This is a genomic window from Bacillota bacterium (assembly GCA_036504675.1).
GTDB lineage: Bacteria > Bacillota > Sulfobacillia > JAJYWN01 > JAJZPE01 > DASXUT01.
In genome coordinates, this window is record DASXUT010000156.1 from 1 (window position 1) to 17,079 (window position 17,079).

The 17,079-nt window shown below is 65.4% G+C and carries 19 protein-coding genes; 11 read left to right on the forward strand and 8 right to left on the reverse strand.

Annotated features, from left to right (window positions below; genetic code table 11):
• Window positions 1–16: 16 nt before the first annotated feature.
• On the reverse strand, window positions 17–307 hold the full coding sequence (locus tag VGL40_12020) for a hypothetical protein (GenBank protein ID HEY3315988.1): 291 nt from the start codon (window positions 305–307) through the stop codon (window positions 17–19).
• Window positions 308–602: 295 nt separating this feature from the next.
• Between VGL40_12020 and VGL40_12025 the strand changes: the two genes are divergently transcribed.
• Genes VGL40_12025 through VGL40_12035 form a run of 3 tightly spaced genes read left to right on the forward strand, consistent with a single transcriptional unit; the run spans window position 603 to window position 1,927 of the window.
• On the forward strand, window positions 603–974 hold the full coding sequence (locus tag VGL40_12025) for an MFS transporter (GenBank protein ID HEY3315989.1): 372 nt from the start codon (window positions 603–605) through the stop codon (window positions 972–974).
• A 33-nt stretch (window positions 975–1,007) separates the two neighbouring features.
• Window positions 1,008–1,622 carry a 2-dehydropantoate 2-reductase N-terminal domain-containing protein gene (locus VGL40_12030; GenBank protein ID HEY3315990.1) on the forward strand — a complete coding sequence of 205 codons (615 nt, stop codon included), beginning with the start codon at window positions 1,008–1,010 and terminating at the stop codon, window positions 1,620–1,622.
• Window positions 1,619–1,927 (forward strand): hypothetical protein, encoded by a 309-nt coding sequence (locus VGL40_12035; protein ID HEY3315991.1) that lies wholly within the window; start codon window positions 1,619–1,621, stop codon window positions 1,925–1,927. Before VGL40_12030 ends, VGL40_12035 begins: the two co-directional genes overlap by 4 nt.
• On the opposite strand, the gene VGL40_12040 is transcribed toward VGL40_12035, so the two are convergent.
• The 3 genes from VGL40_12040 to VGL40_12050 form a co-directional block, all read right to left on the reverse strand.
• Window positions 1,928–2,728, reverse strand: coding sequence for an FCD domain-containing protein (locus tag VGL40_12040; GenBank protein HEY3315992.1), 801 nt, complete (start codon window positions 2,726–2,728; stop codon window positions 1,928–1,930). It lies immediately after the preceding gene.
• Between the two features lie 712 nt (window positions 2,729–3,440).
• Window positions 3,441–4,649 carry an MFS transporter gene (locus tag VGL40_12045; protein ID HEY3315993.1) on the reverse strand — a complete coding sequence of 403 codons (1,209 nt, stop codon included), beginning with the start codon at window positions 4,647–4,649 and terminating at the stop codon, window positions 3,441–3,443.
• Window positions 4,650–4,898: 249 nt separating this feature from the next.
• Window positions 4,899–5,483 carry an N-acetylmuramoyl-L-alanine amidase gene (locus VGL40_12050; GenBank protein ID HEY3315994.1) on the reverse strand — a complete coding sequence of 195 codons (585 nt, stop codon included), beginning with the start codon at window positions 5,481–5,483 and terminating at the stop codon, window positions 4,899–4,901.
• A 133-nt stretch (window positions 5,484–5,616) separates the two neighbouring features.
• Here VGL40_12050 and VGL40_12055 point away from each other — a divergent pair, with 133 nt between their 5' ends.
• Window positions 5,617–5,940 carry a hypothetical protein gene (locus VGL40_12055; protein HEY3315995.1) on the forward strand — a complete coding sequence of 108 codons (324 nt, stop codon included), beginning with the start codon at window positions 5,617–5,619 and terminating at the stop codon, window positions 5,938–5,940.
• 128 nt (window positions 5,941–6,068) lie between these two features.
• Window positions 6,069–6,515, forward strand: a complete 447-nt coding sequence (locus VGL40_12060; GenBank protein ID HEY3315996.1) for a hypothetical protein — start codon at window positions 6,069–6,071, stop codon at window positions 6,513–6,515.
• 134 nt (window positions 6,516–6,649) lie between these two features.
• On the opposite strand, the gene VGL40_12065 is transcribed toward VGL40_12060, so the two are convergent.
• Window positions 6,650–7,102 (reverse strand): zinc ribbon domain-containing protein, encoded by a 453-nt coding sequence (locus VGL40_12065; protein ID HEY3315997.1) that lies wholly within the window; start codon window positions 7,100–7,102, stop codon window positions 6,650–6,652.
• A 198-nt stretch (window positions 7,103–7,300) separates the two neighbouring features.
• Between VGL40_12065 and modA the strand changes: the two genes are divergently transcribed.
• From modA to VGL40_12080, 3 genes are read left to right on the forward strand one after another with little or no spacing between them, the layout of a single operon-like run.
• Window positions 7,301–8,098 carry a molybdate ABC transporter substrate-binding protein gene (modA, locus tag VGL40_12070; GenBank protein ID HEY3315998.1) on the forward strand — a complete coding sequence of 266 codons (798 nt, stop codon included), beginning with the start codon at window positions 7,301–7,303 and terminating at the stop codon, window positions 8,096–8,098.
• Between the two features lie 15 nt (window positions 8,099–8,113).
• The gene (modB, locus tag VGL40_12075; protein ID HEY3315999.1) at window positions 8,114–8,800 is read left to right on the forward strand and encodes a molybdate ABC transporter permease subunit; all 687 of its coding nucleotides are present in this window, start codon (window positions 8,114–8,116) and stop codon (window positions 8,798–8,800) included.
• A gap of 2 nt (window positions 8,801–8,802) precedes the next feature.
• A complete protein-coding gene (locus VGL40_12080) occupies window positions 8,803–9,432 on the forward strand; it encodes an ATP-binding cassette domain-containing protein (GenBank protein HEY3316000.1) in 630 nt (209 codons plus the stop codon).
• Between the two features lie 437 nt (window positions 9,433–9,869).
• On the opposite strand, the gene VGL40_12085 is transcribed toward VGL40_12080, so the two are convergent.
• Complete coding sequence (locus tag VGL40_12085) at window positions 9,870–10,580, reverse strand: hypothetical protein (GenBank protein ID HEY3316001.1); 711 nt, start codon at window positions 10,578–10,580, stop codon at window positions 9,870–9,872.
• A gap of 187 nt (window positions 10,581–10,767) precedes the next feature.
• Between VGL40_12085 and VGL40_12090 the strand changes: the two genes are divergently transcribed.
• Both VGL40_12090 and VGL40_12095 read left to right on the forward strand, forming a co-directional pair.
• Window positions 10,768–11,289: a GrpB family protein gene (locus VGL40_12090; protein HEY3316002.1), complete on the forward strand. Its 522-nt coding sequence runs from the start codon at window positions 10,768–10,770 to the stop codon at window positions 11,287–11,289.
• Between the two features lie 146 nt (window positions 11,290–11,435).
• On the forward strand, window positions 11,436–13,550 hold the full coding sequence (locus VGL40_12095) for a stalk domain-containing protein (GenBank protein ID HEY3316003.1): 2,115 nt from the start codon (window positions 11,436–11,438) through the stop codon (window positions 13,548–13,550).
• Between the two features lie 59 nt (window positions 13,551–13,609).
• Here VGL40_12095 and VGL40_12100 read toward each other — a convergent pair whose 3' ends face one another.
• Window positions 13,610–14,128: a hypothetical protein gene (locus tag VGL40_12100; GenBank protein ID HEY3316004.1), complete on the reverse strand. Its 519-nt coding sequence runs from the start codon at window positions 14,126–14,128 to the stop codon at window positions 13,610–13,612.
• A gap of 186 nt (window positions 14,129–14,314) precedes the next feature.
• On the reverse strand, window positions 14,315–15,271 hold the full coding sequence (locus VGL40_12105) for a formate/nitrite transporter family protein (protein HEY3316005.1): 957 nt from the start codon (window positions 15,269–15,271) through the stop codon (window positions 14,315–14,317).
• 330 nt (window positions 15,272–15,601) lie between these two features.
• On the opposite strand from VGL40_12105, the gene VGL40_12110 reads away from it, so the two are divergent.
• Entirely contained in the window at window positions 15,602–16,960 is a 1,359-nt protein-coding gene (locus VGL40_12110) for an IS1182 family transposase (protein ID HEY3316006.1), read from the forward strand.
• The last annotated feature ends 119 nt before the right edge of the window (window positions 16,961–17,079 follow it).

Genomic DNA, 17,079 nt, shown 5'->3' on the forward strand with positions numbered 1-17,079 from the left:
GCACGACGACCTGACCCTACCGCAACTGTTGGTCGTCCGGACCCTGGTGCGGCACGGCCCGCTGTCCCTGACCCGGCTCGGCCGGGATGATGGTCGATCGTTGGGGGCGCAAACCCTTCGTCGCTCTGGGCATGCTGGTCACCGCCGCCGGCGCCTTCCTGGCCTTCTCAGCCAGGGGCATCGGGACGCTGGTGGCCGCCCAGGTCCTCATCGGAGTGGGCGCGGCGGCGTACTCGACGGCCGCCCTGAGCATGGTCATTGACCTGGCCGAGGCCTCCGACAGGAGCAGGTCGACCGGTCTGTACATGATGGGCTATCACCTGGGGACCATTGTCGGCCCGGGGGTCGGGGGGTGGCTGGCCTACCGCTATGGCGGCGGGTCGCCTTCTTCCTGTTCGGGCTGCTGGCGGTGGTGGCCGCCGTCGCGGCCACGGTCTTCGCCAGGGAAACCCGTGGGGCGGCCGTCGCGGCCCGTCCCGCGGCGGGCGTCCCGCGCGTCCTCCCGGGGAATGCCCTGACCCGCGAGTTGATCGTTGTCTACGTCATCAACTTCGCCTTCCGTTTCGGCTTCAACGGGTTGATGTGGACCATCCTCCCGCGTCATGGGATCCGTGGCCTTCTTCCTCTTCCAATGGGCCCACGGCTTACCGTTGATCATTGCCGCCTCGGCTTTTCTCGGCGTCGCCGGTGGCTTCATCTCCACCATCCCGGCGGCCCTCGTCGGCGACCTGGCGGCGGAGAACGTTCGCGGCACGGCCATGGGCCTCTACCGCTCCATGGGCGACCTTGGCCTGGCCCTCTCCCCCGCCATCCTGGGTTTCGCGGGAGACCACTACGGGCTGACCGCGGCCTTCCTGGTCACCTTCTTCCTCTGGACCGCGACCACTCTGGCCATGCTCCTGTTGCCGAGGGACCGGCCGACGGGTCACCGGCTCAGCTCGGGCCGCGCCTTTCGCCCCGGGATTCGGACCTAGCGATCGAGTAGGAAAAGGCTGGTCGCCGGTGGAATGAGCAGCCTGTACGCGGCCAAGCTCAAGGAGTCTGGGCATGATGTCTCCATCCTGGCCCGGGGGCCGCGCCTGGAGCAGATTCGGCGCGATGGAATCGTCCTCGAGGACGAGGGCGGCGGCCGGCGGTCGGTCGTGCCGGTCCCGGCCGTCGACGGACTCGGGCCCTGCGGTCGTCACGACCTGATCCTCGTGGTCATGAGGAAGGACCAGGTGGGGTCGGTCCTACCGGCTCTTGCCGCCCACCGAGCGACGCCGTCCGTCCTCTTCATGATGAACAACGCGGCCGGGCCGGACGAGTTCATCGCCGCGGTCGGCCGCGAAAGGGTGCTGCTCGGTTTCCCCGGAGCCGGAGGGGCGCGGGAGGGCGGCGTCGTCCGCTACTCCCTGACCTCGTCAAAGCTTCAGCTGACGACCATCGGTGAGTTGGACGGGGCCGTCACGCCAAGGATTCAGGCCCTGGCCGAGGTCTTGAGCGGGGCCGGCTGTCCCACGGTCGTCAGCCGGGACATGGACGCCTGGCTGAAGACCACGCCGCGGTCGTCGTGCCCATCGCCGGGGCGCTCTATTTCGCCGGCGACAACTATCGGCTGGCCAAGGACGAAGAGGGCTTGAGACTGCTGATTTCGGCGGTCAGGGAAGGCTTTCGCTCCCTTGGAGCCCTGGGCGTCCCGGTCACGCCGCCGCGATTGCGGGTCATCAAAGCCATCCCCGACTTGGCCCTCCTGGCCGTCCTCCGCCGGGCGATGGGTACCAGACGGTCTGAGCTGGTCATGATGCGGCACGCCGACGTCGCCAGGGCCGAGATGAAGGTCCTGGCCGATGAGCTCATGGCGGTGGTCAAAGCGGCCGGCGTCGACGCGCCCGCCCTGACCCGGTTGGCTCGATCGATCGACGCAGCCGCGGCGGCCCGGGGGTGATCAACTTGGGCCAGATGACCGAGGAGCTATGCGGCGACTACCCGTGCGACCGGCCTCAGGGGCCCGGTACCTGGCGCCCGAAACCCGGAACCCGCCGGAAGGCTGGGGCGCGCTCTGGTCCCTTTGACCCAGCTGCCGGTAGGCCTCCGCTGAACGACGCAGGTGGTCCACCATCAGTCCGCCGGCGTTCGTCGGGATCCTCTTGGTCATGGCTTCGTAGATTCGCCGGTGGGAGGCCAACTCCCATTGGCTGAACCCGGGGAGACCCTCGAGTCGCTCTCCGTGGGAAGCGAGGAGGCCCATGACCGAGTGGATCAGACCGACAAAGACTCGGTTGTGAGAGGCCTGGGCCATCAAGAGGTGAAAGCCGGCCGCCAGTTCATGCACCGACTGCCCGCTCTTGAGGGCCAGCTCGCATTGATCGAGTAGCCGTTCGAGGGCCCAGAGATTGCCTGGGGTCGCCCGTCGGGCGGCGGCTAGGGTGATTGCCGGTTCGAGGACCATTCGGACTTCGAAAAGGTCATCCGTCGCCTCTTGGTCAACCAGCGCGCTGAGGAAGCTCGGTCGGGGCAGGATTTCCGAAGCCAAGCCGGTGACGACCATCCCCTGGCGTGGGTATGCCCGAAGGACGCCCAAGAGGATCAGCGTCTGGAAGGCCTCGCGAAGGGTTGAGCGGTTCACCCCGAACATCTCGGCCATCCGGGTTTGACTGGGAAGCTGGGTTCCCTTCTTGTAGATGCCTTGGCCGATGAGGCTGATCATCTGGTTGACGATTTCCTCAGGCAGCTTGCGTCGAGCCACGGGTCTGGCGCCCGGAGCGACTGGCCAGGAGAATCCCCCGGCGATCTCACCGCTTACGGGCCGGCTGATTATCGACCCCCCCTTTGACCGCGCCGGGCTGTCGGTGGCGCTTTCTCCCCCGCGGAGTCTGGTCCGATGAATGGACAAACGGACCAGACCTCCGGGGAAGGGGGCCCCCCCGTGACTAAGGATAGACGCCCACCTCCTCCGGGTCAAAGTGGCCATGGGCGCAAGATTCCGAAGGCTTCCTGGAAAAGTCTGGTTATTAGCAGAGAGCGCCCCTCTTGTGGGCGCTCTCTCCATTTGACACATGGATTCGGGCCATCCTCGAGACTACTCGGCCACCCCGCCGGCGACCACCCGCCCCTCCACGCCAAGCCGCCGAGGAGCGGCCCGATGATGGCCCCGGCGGAAGAGGCCGCCTGATTCAGGCCGAAGGCCCGGCCCCGCAAGTCTCTCGGGACCTGCGTGGGCAGCAGGGCGGCGATCCCCGGGCTGATGGCCGCCCCAGTCACTCCGAAACCCTCCTCGCAATATGGAGAGTATTGGCTAAGGAGGCGGCAAGACCCTACCGGCCCGCCCGGTTCAGCCCAGGCATAAGCAGAGAGGGCCGCCATGGGGGCCCTCTCGGCCTTTCCTTTGGCTGATTTCGCGCTCAAGGGCTTGGCCGGGGGCCGGGGGCCGGGGGCCTGGCCCTGGCGTTCGGGCGGGCCTAGCCGCTCCCCTCGATGACCCTGACCTCCGGAGGTCCCACCCGCGGTTCGACGACCCACTTGACCCAGGCGAAGCCGGCCAGGTACAGCAAGGCGATGAGGACGAAGACCATCCTTGCGCTGATGTAGGAGCCGATCCAACCGCCGAACAGCGGACCGAAGATGGAGCCGGCCGCGGCGGCGGCCTGGTTCAGCCCGAAGGCCCGGCCCCGAAGACCCCTGGGCACCTGGGTGGCCAGGAGGGCGGCGATTCCCGGACCGATGGCCGCACCGGTCACCCCAAAGCCCACCCGGAGCACGCCAAGTTGCCACGGTGACCGGACGAGGGCCTGCGGGATGAACAAGAGGCCGGAAAAGATCATCCCGGTGGCCACCGTACGGGCGTAGCCGACCCGGTCGCCACGGCGGGCCCACCATGGGGCCATCAGGATGAAGGCACCCCCGGGGATGGCGTACAGCAGGCCGGCCAACCAGCCCGGAGCCCCCTGGCCGGCGATCTGCTGGACGAATGGGACGAGGACCGGCTCCAGAGCCATGACCGCGGCGCTCGAGATGGCGTTGATCAGAACCACGGACATCAGCAGCCGATGGCCGGCCGCCACCCGGAGGTCCGATAGAATGCTCCGCCTGACCTCGTCGGGCCGAGTGAAGTCTTCGCGGACGGCCAGCATGACCAGGAGGGTGACGATGGCCATAAGGACCGCGGAGACCAGCGACGAGCCGCGAACCCCGATGAGGTCGAGGGCGGCCCCGCCGATTATCGGTCCGATGATCGCCCCCGACGGCCAGGCCGTCTGAACGACCCCGAGGGCCACGGCCACCTCCGCTTGCGGAGTCGAGACTCCGACCAGGGCGATGGCCATCGGCACGAACCCGGTCAGCAGACCGACCATCATCCTGACCAAGAGCAGCTGAGTCGGAGTCTTGACGAAGATGATCAGGACGTAGGCCAGGGTCAGGAAGACGCCGCCTCTGAGGAGCATCAGCCGGCGACCATAGCGGTCACCGACGGCCCCCCAGACCGGCGAGACCACCATGCTGCAGGCCGATGAGACGGCAATGATCAGGCCGGACCAGAATTCGACCCCTTGAGTCAGGCCCAGTTGTCCCAGAAAGACCGGGAGGAACGGCATGACCATCGTCCAGCTCACCGAGCTTACGAAGATGGCCAGCCAAAGGACGTATAAGTTACGTCTCCACTGCGGCAATGCGGTGAGCCTCCTTGGCCAATGGGTAGATGATTGGCTGCGAAGGTCCAAAAACCTACCGGCCGGCGGCGATTTGGCGGTTCAAATCCTGGTGCTGATGGGCAATTCTGTCGGCCAGGCGGCGGGCGGCCGGTCATTGACGGGAACTCGACAAGACGAAGGAGCCCGGGGAGACGCCACGTCCTCCCGGGCTCCTTGAGTTGGCTGGCCGAGCATGCGAATCCGCGGCGGCCGGGCGGCGCGGCCGACTCAGACCCCCCGCCAGACGCAATGCATCCAGTCTTCGATGGCCAGGGTCAGGGCCACCGCCGCCCGGTCCTGGAAAGACGGATCGCGCAGCAGCGCGGCCTCCTCGGGGCAGGTCACGAAACCGAGCTCGGCCAGGACCGACGGGCAGCGGGTATTCCTCAGGACCGAGTAGTAATCGGACGTGCCGGCCGAGTTCAGCCTGAACGTCGTCTTCCGCCAGGGCAGGCCCAGGTGCACGCTCAGCTGGCGTTGCATGATGGCGGCCAGGGCGGCTGAATCCGGTGAGCGATACTGGTAGTAAAGCTCGGCCCCCCTCGCCGACGGGTCCCCGGCGGCGTTGTGGTGAACCGAGACGAAAAGGACGTTGGCCGGGTCCGCGTTGGCGATGGTCGACCTCTGGAGTAGCTCCGGATTGGAGTCGTCGGCCCGGGTCAGGAGGCACCCGATGAGCGACCGGCGGGCGAGGAGCGCCCGCACCTTGAGGGCCACGGCCAGGTTGAGATCCTTCTCTTTGAGGCTGTCCGCGCCCAGGGCGCCCGGGTCATCGCCACCGTGGCCCGGGTCGATCACGATCTTTGGGACCATCGCCACACCCCCATGGGGTCTCCGTCGAGACCCTTTTCGTCTCCTACAGGATATTCCCAGGGGGCTCGTGAATACCCCGTCGCCGGTGCCATAATGACCTGGATAGCGGCGATCGTACTTGGGGGGAACCTTGATGACCAGTCCACGAACTCCGCGGGACCACTACATCGACTGGCTGCGCAACCTCGGCATCCTGATGCTCTTCCCGTTCCACACGGCCCGGGTCTTCGACTACTGGGAGCCGAACTACGTCAAGGACGCCGCGCAGCTGGGGCCTGAGTTGGTACATCGTCCTCGTGGCCGATTGGTTCATGCGCATGGTTGGGTCATGAAGCGTCGGGCTCTACCGGCCGCGACGTCCACTCCCGGCAGGTCGATTGGCCAATTGTGTCGAAATTGGCAACTCGGTCCAGCCAGTCGGTTCATCCTGACGAATTGGGGGATGGAGGATGGTTGAAAAAGTGTCTTCACCTTAGAGCGCGCTCTAGTACAGCGCCTCTACGCGAACCTTGCCATGACCCTTTCAGGCGCCGTTGAGGGGTTGGACCTTGCCGTGATGGCGCAACAACCTCGGGGGGGACAACAATGTCGAAAAGCGATTCTTTTCGTCAGATGTACGCCGTTGAGGGCCGATCCGTCGCCGAGATAGCCAAAGCCACGAACAGCAACTACGCTTTCGTCTATGGTGTGGTCTCCAAAATGGATGAATTCAGGGACCGGGGTGCAGCGGGTCTGCTGGGGTCGGCAGAGACGATAGTCGACTCGGACGAGGGTGGCCAAGGCAATCCCGCGCTTCATGAGGCCATCGAGATGGTACTCCGGGGGAGTTGGCCGGGAGTCACCGCAGCCGAGGCCGTCGACATGGCGCTGGGACGCAGAGAGGGGCTGTCGGTCAAAACCATTGCCCGGATCCTCAACGAAGAAGGGCTTTACACCACAAAATCCGGCCAGCCGGTCACCGCCGACCAGATCTGCATGCGCGTCAAGTCCCACCTTGACCGCTTTGATGTCAGGATTCGGCCAGCCGACTGAGCGTGGTGGTCAGGCAATGGTCAGCAAAAAGCCCCTCCCCGGCCTGCCGGGGAGGGGCCCTATCTTAATAGACGGCTCGGAGCCGGGTCGCGGACAAGCCCAAGGAGAGCCTCGTCATATCCTGCCCGCGCCGTCTATTCTTTTCCGGGATCGGTCGCCTCCTTCGGCGGGGTCGTCGGCTGGGACGGCTGGGGCGCGGGCTGGGCGGCCGGGGCGGCCGTCCGGTTCAAGGCCGTCCCGCAGTATGGGCAGGCCCGCCAATCGGGGCGGGCACCCCGGTGGCAGACCGGACAAACCGGCCAATCATCTCGGTGGAGCCGGTAGCCACGACCCCATATGGCGTAGACGGCTAGGGCGATCAGGCCCAACGGGAAGAGGGTTCCCAGGGGGCCAAAGCCGAAGCCCATCATCCCCGGCCACATCATCCCGCGGCCATGCATCTCGTAGAAGCCACCCCGGGCAGACGGCCCGAAGCCAGGTCCGTCGGCGGCGAGTCGCCAGATGCCAAAGCCAACCGAAGCCATCATGGCCAGCCCGAGCAGGACCAGGCAGACCACGCCAACCCAGAACCAAGGACGGCGATGCATATTTTCAGACCTCCGGTATCGATCGGATTGAGCAAGTCCAATTATAGCCTCGTGATTTCAAGAAATGATTAAGGCTAAGTTAACGGTTCTAGTAACCAAACCGCGCCCCCGCTCGAACCCTGCTATAATAATGCCGAGGTGGCCAGGGTGAAAAATCGGCGAACGTCCCGCAGGACGGCCTCGGAGGCGGCGGTCTCAGTGAGCCTGATTGGCCTCTTCGGCCTGGTCATCTTAGCGAGCCTGATCGTCTTGACCGCCGCGGGGGGGTGTCACCGGGTGGCCCAGCCCCGACTGACGATCTCAGCCGCGGCCAGCCTCCGGGGAGCCCTGACCGAAGCCGCCGAGGCCTATCGGTCGGGACGCCCGCGAATCTCGCTGTCCTTCAACTTCGCCGGCTCTGGCACCCTCGAGCAGCAGATCATCGAGGGCGCGCCGGTCGACCTCTTCATCTCCGCCGGGACCCGCGAGATGGACGCCCTCGCGGCACGCGGGTTGATCGACGCGGCGAGCCGCCGCGATCTCTTGGCGAACCGCCTCGTCCTGGTCGCGGCGGCGTCGGCGGCCGCTCCGGCCGCGGCCAAGTCGCCGTTGCAAGGCTGGCCTGACCTGGCCGCTCCGGCCGTCCGCCGGGTGGCGATGGGGTTTCCGGAAACGGTCCCCGCCGGCGAGTACGGTAAACAGGTCCTTGAATCCCTCGGCCTCTGGGCGGGACTCCAGGGTAAGCTGATCTTAGCCAAGGACGTCACCCAGGTGGTCACCTACGTCAAGACCGGCGACGTCGACGCGGGCATCGTCTATGCTTCCGATGCCCGCGACCCGGCTCTGAGGGTCGTCGCCGAGGCCCCGCCGGGGAGCCACAGCCCCATCGTCTACCCGGCGGCGGTGGTCAAGTCCTCCCGGCAACAGCGGGCGAGCCGGGAATTCCTGTCCTTCCTGAGCGAACCGGAGGGACAGGCCATCTTCGCCAAGTACGGATTCACCGCGAAACCCGACTGAACGGAGGTCGGCCCTTTGCCCGGATGGGTCTCCCCACTCCTACTGTCGATCCGCATCGCCATCGTCTCCACCGCGGCCGTCTTCGCCCTCGGGACCCTGGCCGCCTGGGCCTCGGTCAAGCGCACCTGGCCGGGGCGAGCCGCGGCCGACGTCCTCTTCACCCTGCCCCTGGTCCTCCCGCCGACGGTCACCGGGTACATCCTGCTGCTGCTCATGGGGTCACGTGGTCCCCTCGGCCGTTGGCTTGGGCTCCTCGGGATCAACCCCATCTTCACCTGGGGGGCGGCGGTCATCGCTTCGGCCGTGGTCGCCTTCCCGCTGATGTACAACTCGGCCAAGGTCGGGTTCCAGGGAGTCGACGAGGTCTACGAGGCCGCCGCCCGGACTCTCGGCGCGTCCGAGGGGCGGGTCTTCTTCACCGTCACCCTGCCCCTGGCTTGGCCGGGGCTCCTGGCCGGCACGGTCCTGTCCTTCACCCGGGCCTTGGGTGAGTTCGGGGCGACCCTGATGGTCGCCGGGAGCATCCCCGGCCGGACCGAGACCATGCCGGTGGCCATCTTCATGGCCACCGAAGCCGGCGACACCAAGACGGCGGGCGTCCTGACGGCCATCCTGCTGGCCTTCGGGCTGGTCACCGTGGGGCTCAGCCGAAGCTGGTCGACCCGCCGCTACGAGCGGCGGAAGAACCTCAGGAGGGTCTAGCCATGCTCACGGCCCGCGTCCGCAAGCGGCTGCCCGACTACACCCTCGACATCGACTTCACCTTCGATCAAGGCACCCTGGTCGTCTGCGGGCCGTCGGGGGCCGGAAAGACCACTCTCCTGGATTGCCTGGCCGGACTGACCCGACCCGACGAGGGCCACATCGAGTTCGACGGGAGGGATCTCTACGACTCGGCCACGGGCGTGAACGTCCCGCCACGCCTGCGCCGGATCGGCTATGTCTTTCAGGACTACGCCCTCTTCCCGCACCTGACGGTCGGCCAGAACTTGCGCTATGGGCTGCCCGGGAACGTGAGGGCCGGGGGCGAGGACATCCTTAAGGCCTTCGGCCTGGCTCACTTGACGAACCGGTACCCTTCCCAACTCTCGGGGGGAGAGAAGCAACGGCTGGCCCTGGCCCGCTCGCTGGTCGCCCGACCGAAGCTGCTCCTGCTGGACGAGCCCTGGTCGGCCCTGGACGAGGAAACCCGCGACGCCGTCCGCTCCGAGGTCCTGGAAGCCCAAAGGAGTTGGGACATACCTTTCATCCTGGTGACCCACGATCGGCAGGAGGCCAAGGCGATCGGGCAGGCCGTCATGTCGCTTGACCGTGGGAGGGCCGCCTGGCTCTGAGCGGGCGGACCGGGGAAAGGCAAGGCAGCCGAAGGGTTTGATCCCCTCGGCTACGCTGGTTCTTAAGGCGGCCCGGTCGCCCCGGGCCCTCTGCCCTACTCGACGAACCTACTCGACAAGGTAACCCACCCCGAAGACGCCCGGCCCGGTGTGGGCGCCCATCACCGGGGTGAAATCGGTCAGGTAGCACTCGGCCGGGCTGAACCGCTCGCGGACCATTCCCTTTCCGCGTCCCGCTCGATCCTCCCCAGCATGACCTCCATGGCCTGGTCGTTGCCACGGGCCACCCCGGCCGGGACGACGTCACCGTGGCGGAACTTGATCAGCGGTTTGAGACCGGCCGCCTCGGCGGCGAGATTGCCGCCTGGATGTCCCGAGCGGAAAATGGAAGCCCGGCCGAAGCCTTCGCTTCAGCCGGGCCTTTCATCATCGAGAACTCACCCGTCGAGTCTGACTGGCCTGCTCCGCTGGTTCAAGATCCGCTTGCTCAGGTCGACCGGACTGATGAAGAAGGAGAACGGCCGCCGCCGGGCCAGGCGGGCGATCACGGCCAGCGACAATTGGACGGTCGGCCCGACCAGGATGGCGCTGACCAGCGTCCCCAGGCCCAGCGGCCCGCCCAGCCGCCACCCGGCCAGGGACACGGTGAGGTCAACCCCGTTGCGGATCAGACCGACGGGCAGGCCGGACTTGCGGGTGAGGCCGACCATCAACCCATCCCGGGGTCCGATGCCCAGACCCGAGCTGATGTACAACGCTGTGCCCACACCGTAAAGGAGGACGCCGGCTAGAAGGGAGGCGGCGCGGGCGGGGAGCGACACAGGGTCGGGGACGGCTCTCAGGAGGAATTGAACCACCGGGCCGACGGTGAGGATGTTCAGGACCGTGCCGAAGGTCGGCGGGACGCCGAGGGCCGTATCGATGAGGATGACGACCAGCCCGGTCGCCTGGAAGATGATGGCCAGCGGCACGTGTATCCGCCCGCTGACGCCGACGTGAAAGACGTCCCACGGCGAGGCTCCCAGCCCGGACTGAATGCAGAGGGTCGCCCCGGCGGCGAAGGTGACGATGCTGAGATAGAACCAGATCAGTCGGAGAGCGGCTTTAGCGGTGACAGTCTTGGTGGGCAGGGCGATTGGAGGGCGCATTAGGCTGGCGGTCTCCTGGTTTTTCGGCGTGGAAGCATGAGCGTGGGGATTCTCCATGCGATGCCGTCTTCCCTCCAGCAAGCGGCGGGTCTTGGTACGGGCACGGGTCTTGGTACGGGCATTGCCGAAAGGGCGGCGGCGAATTACACTAGTGGGACGTGCAGAAGAAGGTTGGGGGGGCAAGCATTTGAGAATCGTCGTGGTCGACTATGACCCGGGGTGGCCCGGGGCCTTTGAGCGGGAAGCCGCCGCTTTGCGGACCGTCCTCGGCCACCTCCTGGCGGCCATCCACCACATCGGAAGTACGGCCGTTCCCGGACTCAAGGCCAAGCCGGTCATCGACATCATGCCTGTCGTGACGAACATCTCGGCGGTGGACCTTTTGGCCGGACGGATGCGGGATCTCGGGTACGAGGCCATGGGCGAGGCCGGAATCCCCGGAAGGCGCTACTTTCGGAAAGGCCCGGACCTTCGGACCCATAACGTGCACGTGTTCGAGATGACCAACATGGTGGAAATCGAGAGGCATTTGGCGGTTCGAGACTACCTGCGACGGCACCCGGACGACGCCGCCCGTTATGGGGCGTTGAAAGCCGAGTTGGCCCCGAGGGTCAATGACGACATCTATGCCTACATGGACGGAAAGAACGACTTCGTTCAAGCCTTGCAGCGGACCGCGCTGGCGTGGTCCAGAGCCGGCAGACCGTGACCGCGGCTGACCCGCATGTCCCTTCCATGCATCACCAAGAGGAGAATACACCCGTCGTCGGGAACGTTTGAGCCGACTCGGGCGTCATATAGGCAGGCATAGGCAGGCCCCATTAGCTTTCAAGCCCACAGAAGCGAGGCAAATTGATGAATCCCAATTCCCTTAGCAGCAAACGTAGATGGCTCCTAGCGGTTCGCGTCCTGCTGGTCGTGGCCCTCCTGACCACGGCCGCCCCCCACGTCGCCTCGGCGAACGGGATCAACCTGGTCATCAACGGCCAGAGGATCGTCGCCGACCCGGCACCCTTCGCCATCAACGGGCGGACGCTGGCCCCCTTGCGGCTCATCGCGGAGAAACTCGAGGCCACCGTCGATTGGTACGGCGACACTCAGACGATCAAGATCACCCGGGGCGACCGGCAGGTGATGATGCGCCTCGACAACCGTCTGGTCGACCTGGCCGCCGGCCAGGTGACGATCAGCGACGTGCCTCCGCGCGCCTACGACAGCAGGACCTTCATCCCCCTCAGGCTATTCGCCACCGCCCTCGGGGTTTCCGTGACCTGGGACCAAGCCACCAGCAGCGTCATCGTGGACTCGCGGGTTCCAGTCAGCGGCGCGCCCCCCAAGGTCGTGGCCATCACTTCCGTACAGTCCGGCCAGGTCATCAGCGTGCTCACGGCCATGCAGCTGTCCGTCCTTGGGAGCCTCCCCGCCGGGGCGGCCGAAGTCCGCTATCAGCTGTTGGACCCGGCCACGGGCAGGGGCCCGGTGGTCGGGCGGGGCACCAACCTGACCGCCGCCTACACTCTGCTGCCAGACCCGTTCTACAGCGGCCCCCGCGTGCTCGCCGCCGGCGTCTATGACCAGAAGGGCGGCTTCCTGGCCGGCGACGCGGTTCCCGTGGTTGTCTCACCGGCCGTGCAGGTGGCCCTGACCGGCGTGACCCCAGGTCAGGCCCTCACCGGGGCGGTCAGCCTCGGCAGCACGGTCAACTTCCAGGCCACGTCGGTCAAGTATGAGGCCGTCGACCCGGCCACCGATGCCGGCATCGAACTGGGCAAGGGCGACCCGCAGGGTCAGGTCACCTGGGTTCCCCAGATGGCCGATAACGGCAGCCGGATGATCAGGGTCACCGCCTACGACCGCCTGGGGAAGGCCTATGTCAGCCAGCCAGTCCCGGTCACCGTCGGGGTTGAACGGAAGCTGGCTCTGACCGGCGTGAAAGCCGACGGCACCGTGGACAAGCCCGTCACCCTTGGCATCAGCGCCAACTTCTCGTACAACCTGCTGCAGTACATCCTGCGCGACCCGGCCACCGGCAACCAAGAGGTGCTCTACCAGCATGACGGCTGGGCCACCTACCGTTGGTTCCCCGGGCCGGCTCAGGCTGGCCGCCGCGAGGTTCTGTTGACGGTGACCGACGCCCAGGGCAACACCTTCGAGACGGCCCCGGTGGCGGTGGAGGTCAACGGTGACCCGAAGATCTCCCTCCAGACGATCGGGCCGAACCAGGTTCTGAACGGACAGGTCTCCCTCAAGGCGCTGGCCAACATGCCCCTGGCCGGGATCGAGTACGATCTCGTCAACTCGCAGACCGGCACCTTCCGGGTGCTCGCCGGGGGTCCCGACGCCCTGTCCGAGTATGTCTGGACGCCGGTAAAGGCGGACGACGGCAACTGGCAGGTCAGGGTGATGGGCGTGCTCATCGGCGGCGCTCGCATCTACAGCCCGGCGGTGCCGGTGCGGGTGTTCTCCGGGACCCTTTATGGTCCGAAGCCGATCATCGAGAAGTCCAAGTTCCAAGAGTACGCCTCCGGCCTGGCGGTCAAGACGATGCAGAAGACCGGGATGTCGGCCGCCCTGCAAGTGGCTCAAGCCATCCTCGAGACGGGCTGGGGCCAGTCCTCACCGGTCGACAAGTACTCCGGGAAGGTCTCCTACAACCTCTTCGGGATCAAGGGCAGCGGCCCGGCGGGCTCGGTCACCTCGAACACCTGGGAGGAGTACAACGGCATCTCCTACCGCATCGACGACTCCTTCCGGGCCTACGGCAACGTCACCGAGAGCTGGGACGACCACGCCCAGCTGCTGCTGACCAAGAGCTGGTACGGGCCATTCCGGGCGGTGATGTACGACAGCACGCAGGGGGCGTTGGCCCTGAGACGGTGCGGCTACGCCACCGACTCACAATACCCGGCCAAGCTGATGGACATCATCAATCGCTACGGCCTCTATGAGTTGGACGAGGTGGGGATCTAGACGGGGAGCGGGTCCACTCGGGGTCCGTTGGTTCGCGCGGGTGACTGAGGCTCATGGCCTCAGCGTCTCACCAGCGGCTTCAGCGGCCCGTCCGTCAAAGTCCATTCCTGGCTCCTTGGCGTTCCATCCTCATCCCAGGAAATCCTGGCCACGATGATCTCCTGGCCGGCGAAAGTGGCGAAATCCGGCCCCTTCGCGTCGAAGAAGCACTCACCGGCTATACTCCGGATGGAGATTGCGTCGGCTGGGAAGTCAAAGGGTCCGGCATTATCCTTGATCGAAACGGGCCCCACGGCCCGATTGGATAAGGCCGCCCCTGGGAAGAACTCGACTCTGACCGCTCTGGCCCCGGCCTTCCCCACTTGAAGTACGGTCGTGATCCCGACGCGGCCCAGATCCGGGATGAGGATGCTGGCCATGCCCAGGGTTACCCCGCCCACGACCTGGATATCGGTGGGCTCTCTCGCCGGCGGCTGCGGCGGGAATACCGTCGTGGCCATGATTATGGCCGGTATCGTCAGGGCCGCGAGGCAGAAGGCGAGCGCCAGCCGGATCGAGGTGTCCTTTCGATTGAGCATCTGAATCCCCCCGTTTCCAGTTATGTGGGCCCGGGCGCGAGGGTGCATCTTCGCCGCGGACGCCCGGCTTACCCTCTATCCCCAGGCCTGAACCTCCCAGCGGGTCAGACGAAAAAGCTCGGCCGACGGGTTTGACTCCGTTGGCCGAGCTTTGTGATTCATGGGTGACGAGCCTGCGCGAGGCCGTCAGTCCGCGGACGCCGGCAACCGCTCCTTCGAAACGTGACCGGTCCTGGACTGGGAGGGGGCCAGCTCCGACTTGCGGCCGGGGGTGCTTGCCGCGCCGGCCGGGCGGGAGACCAGAGCGGGCTTCCTCCCCTGGAGGTAGGTCACCCAATAGACGGCCCCGACGAACAGGGTTCCGCCGATGATGTTGCCCAGGGTGACCGGGACGAGGTTGTTATTGATGAATGAGGTCCAGCCGAGAGCGTTGATCTTGTCCGCCGACACGCCGAGGGACATGGCCTGAGTGACCCACGTCGCGTTACCCTTGGCCAGGATGCCGGCGGGGACGTAGAACATGTTGGCGATGCTGTGCTCAAACCCGGAAGTGACGAAGAGCCAGATTGGAAAGAAGATGGCCAGGAGTTTCCCGGCCATGTCCTTGGCCCCCGAGGCCATCCAGACCGCCAGGCAGACCAGCCAGTTGCAGAGGATCCCCATCAACAAGGCGCTTTCCCAGGTCAACCCGACCTTGTAGGTGGCCACCTTGATGGTGTAGCCGCCGAGCATTCCGCCGGAGAAGTTGAACTGGCCGGAGCCGAGGATGAGGAGCACCACGATCATCGACCCGACGAAGTTCCCCAAGTATACGAAGAGCCAGTTCCGCAGGAGTCCGAGCCAGGACGTCCGGCGCTCGAGGCAGGAGACGACGATGAGGGAGTTGCCGGTGAAGAGCTCGGCGCCGGCGACGAGGACCATCATCAGACCAGTGGCGAAGAGGGCGCCGGCAAGGGCCTTGGCGATGCCGACCGATTCGATGGTGTGGGTGGCGACGTTTGAACCCTCGGCGGCGAAAGCGATGAACGCTCCTGCAAGGATTCCGAGCAGGAACAGTTTGATGGCCGGTTGGTTCACCTTCTTGATGCCGGTGTCGACGAAGCCTTGGGTGATCTCAGCCGGAGTCAGGAACCCTCTATCCATGGGAAAAGTCGGCCCCTTTCGATTCTGCAGCGCACCTACGTCGATCGTTGCTGCGATGAGTGGTTGGTTCGGCCTCAGCCTCGAAGCCCGAGCTTTGGCGCAAAAAAAAGCGGCCGGCGTGTTCGCCAGTGCCCGTGGTAGAGGCGATTCTTGAAGCTGCACCTGTGAAAGATATTACCTTCTCTAGCTGGCCTTAGTCAACCCAAAAGAGGCTTCCCGACAAAAAAATGCCCGACCTTCTACTAAGTGATGTTATGCTACTAGGAGCCCGTGTTGGTAACAGCCGGTATTGACCAGGGATGAGGCTTTCGGATACCGAATTCCTAAGTCATGAACAAGACTTTTCGTCCTTACGAGCCCAACCAGGTTCTGCTGTTGCCTCCAGTGTTGCAGGACTGGCTCCCCAAGAATCACGTGATCTACGTGCTGAGCGACATTGTTGATTCACTGGACTTGTCGCTGATCACTGACTACTACGAGCGGGAACTCAGGGGGTATCCGCCGTATCACCCGGTGATGATGGCGAAGGTCCTGATTTACGCGTACTCGCAAGGCGTGTACTCTTCCCGCAAGATCGAGAAGCGCCTCCACGAAGATGTGGCCTTCCGGGTACTGTCGGCCGGCAACACGCCAGACTTCAAGGCCATCAGCGAATTCCGGCGGCGGCACCTGGGCGCGTTCAGGGGCTTGTTTGCGGAGGTGCTTCAGTTATGTCGGCAGGCGGGGATGGTGACGTTGGGCCATGTGGCCATCGACGGCACCAAGATCAAGGCCAACGCCTCCAAGCACAAGGCGATGAGCTACGGCCGGATGCGGAGTGAAGAGGCGCGGCTCAAGGCGGAGATCGAGGAACTGACCCAGAGGGCAGAGCAAATCGACCGGCGTGAAGATGAGCGGTACGGCCCAGATAAGCGGGGCGATGAAATCCCTGAGGAACTGGCCTTCCGGGAAAGCCGCCTGAAGAAGATCCAGGAGGCGAAGGCGGCCCTTGAGGCTGAGGCAAAGGCCAAAGCTCAGGCGGCACCGGAGCCGGACCCAGGTGATCCGCCACGGGGAGGGGGCAAGAAGAAGCGCAAGGCCAAAGACCTTCCCAAGGAGCGCGACCAGCGGAACTTCACCGATCCCGACTCGCGGATTATGCGGTCGGACAAAACGTTTGTGCAAGGGTATAACGGCCAGGCCGCGGTGGATGCAAAGAGCCAGGTCATTGTGGCGGCAGAGGTGACGAACCAAGCAGCGGATGCCCCTCACCTGCCGACAATGGTTAGGCAGATGGCGGAGAACACGGGTATAACGGCCAGGGAAGCCTCGGCGGATGCGGGTTACTACAGCCAAGGGAACGTGGACTTGTTAGCGCAAGAAGGTATTGAGGCCTTCATCCCTCCCGACAAACTCCCGCGCCGCTGGCGCAGAGAGCCTGCACCCAGGGGGCGTATACCTCGCCGGTTGTCTCCCGAGGACCGGATGAGGCGCAAACTGCGCACCAAACGGGGGGCGGCGCGCTACCAGCTCCGACAGGAATCTGTGGAACCGGTGTTTGGGCAAATCAAAGAAGCCCGGGGATTCAGACGGTTTTCACTGCGGGGCTTGGAGAAGGTCCAAGCTGAATGGCAGTTGGTTTGCCTTACCCATAACGCTTTGAAACTGGTCGCAAAATGCCGGTCCACGGCTCTCAAGAAAGCCGCGTAAAGGAACAGGCCATCGTCATCCCGCCGCGGGCGGGCAAATCGGTCCTGAACCTCTTGAGCGAATCCTCTCCGATCGCTAAAGGAACATTCGCCCTTCAGTTACCAACACGGGCTCCTAGC